Origin of the sequence: Methanobrevibacter sp. (assembly GCF_036307625.1) — an archaeon.
Taxonomy (GTDB): Archaea; Methanobacteriota; Methanobacteria; order Methanobacteriales; family Methanobacteriaceae; genus Methanocatella.
On record NZ_JAXJXF010000166.1, the window covers coordinates 1 to 2229 of the forward strand.

2 protein-coding genes are annotated in these 2229 nt (G+C 35.6%); both read left to right on the forward strand.

What is annotated here, in order from left to right; genetic code table 11:
* Positions 1 to 68 precede the first annotated feature (68 nt).
* On the forward strand, positions 69 to 1007 hold the full coding sequence (locus UIB65_RS10470) for a hypothetical protein (RefSeq protein ID WP_330041551.1): 939 nt from the start codon (positions 69 to 71) through the stop codon (positions 1005 to 1007).
* Between the two features lie 13 nt (positions 1008 to 1020).
* Positions 1021 to 1947: a hypothetical protein gene (locus tag UIB65_RS10475; RefSeq protein ID WP_330041553.1), complete on the forward strand. Its 927-nt coding sequence runs from the start codon at positions 1021 to 1023 to the stop codon at positions 1945 to 1947.
* The last annotated feature ends 282 nt before the right edge of the window (positions 1948 to 2229 follow it).

Sequence of the window (2229 nt, forward strand, 5' to 3'; positions counted from 1 at the left end):
CTGTAGAAAGCTCAGACGATTATAATTACATTGAAGTATTCAGACCATACGATATAGGTGATGCTTAGATGATTACAAAAGGAAATGATACTAAAGTTCAAAATGAGGTAATAGCTCAAACCATTACTGATGAAACCGCAAAAAGATTAAAGTTAGCTAGATTGTTTCCTAAACAAGAAATCAAAGAGAACTCAGATTACTATACCTACTTCAGACAAAACATTAATCTTGATGAAGCTATCAAAAAAGGATTGCTTGGAGAGGCTAAGGATATTGCTCCAGGTGCATCCTTGCAAGAGTTAAACATCAGAAAACCAGTAACAGATACAATTTCCATTGATACTGTTGGTGGTGTACTTAATGTTAATAAAGATGTCTTTGACAGTGATATTGTTTCATTTGAAGACTTGTTAGGTGATGTAGCTACCGTTATTGCAAACCGTATTGAATATAACATTTACGATACATTATTAAGCTCACCAAACGTTCCTGTATACAATACCACTCAAACTGAAGATACAATGGAAGCATACGGCCAGTTCATCCTTAAAGCACAGGAAGCTTTCAAAGGCAATGCTGGAGCAGGAGCAGACTTAACAATAATGGCAGAGTCATACAAAACATTAAGCTATGTTAAACAATTAGCTTATTCATCCAACAAGTTAGTTCAACCTGTAGAAGACATTAAAGAATACTACGGCATTGACAATATCGATCTTTTGGGAACAACCCAAGCTGACGGCGGATCACTAATTGGTGACAAAGACTACATTGGTTTTGATCTCAGGAATGCACCATTAACAGTATTGTATTCCAAATCTTCAGGAACAACTGTTGCACCAATTACAAGTGATGAAAACATAGCTGATTTCTATCCAATCATTGAAATCATGAGAAAAGACATTTACGATGAGTTACCTCAATATACAAAATTGTTCATCCAAAGTAAAGTCGGAATATTATTAAATAAACCTGGACTTGCCTTGAAAGGTACTTGCAGGCCATAAGAGGTGAATGTTAATGTTAACAAAAGGAAATGATGCTAAAATACAAAATGAAGTAATGGCACAAATAGTTGCTGACACTTCAGCAAAATGGATGAAATTCACCAGATTACTTCCAAAACAAGAAATTGAAGAAAATTCTCAATATTACACTTATATGTCTCAAAGAGTCAATATCGAGGAAGCTATTCAATCTGGTGTGCTTGGTGAAGCCAAAGACATTGCTCCTGGCGCAACCCTTCAGGAATTAAACGTCAGAAAACCAATCAGCGAAACTATTTCCATTGATACCATTGGTGGAGTTTTAAATGTTTCCGCTCAGATGTTAGATTCCAATTTAATCTCCGTTAATGACATGTTACAGGATGTAGGAATCCTCATAGGCAGAAGCATTGAAAAGGCAGCTATTGACATGATAATGAATTCATCAAAAGTAGCTACCTATGACTTTGAATCTGGCGATGATACTGGAATGACCATCCTTAAATCTCAGGAAAAATTCAAGGAATCAGCTGGAAGCTATGCCAACTTAAATAGTATGGCTGTAAGCTACAAATCATTAACAACCTTGAAATCAGATATATTCTCAAGCAACAGACAAGTTGAACCGGTAGAATTAATCAAAAGCTATTACGGTGTGGACAACATTGATATCTTAGGTACTGCTGTCTGTGATGGTGGTTCTGAAATGGGTGACAAAACCTACATAGGTATGGACTACATTAACCCAGGAATGAAATTGCTATACTCCAGAACTACAGGAACAACCGTGGCTCCTTTAGGACCTGACGGTGAGATGTATGACTTCTATCCGTTAATCGAATTCATGAGGAAAGACATTCGTGATGAATTACCAATGTATACAAAGCTATTCATACTTTCAAGCGTTGGTGTGTTAATGAACGCACCGAATAGAATTATCAAAGGTAATTTCAGAGCATAAAACCATGATTTGATCTCCTAAATATATTGCCCTTTCGTAGGTGATTGCGTGTAGGGATAAAAGAATACAAATAATCTCTATGGGATAATTAGTGAAGTTTAATTGCTTTTTCTTCACTAACATCTTCTGCTAAGAGTTTAATAACTCCAAATTCCTTGACAAGCTGGGATTGACCCTCTCCCAGCTTCAAATATTTATCCAACAAATAGCTATATTATAAATAGAGGCTATAAAAATGAAATTAATCTTAGATAGTGAAAATTCACATCCAACAACAATAAC

What these genes read in the sequence shown, in the direction of transcription:
- UIB65_RS10470 (WP_330041551.1), top strand. Translation starts at nt 69, where the DNA reads ATGATTACAAAAGGAAATGATACTAAAGTTCAAAATGAGGTAATAGCT.
- UIB65_RS10475 (WP_330041553.1), top strand. Translation starts at nt 1,021, where the DNA reads ATGTTAACAAAAGGAAATGATGCTAAAATACAAAATGAAGTAATGGCA.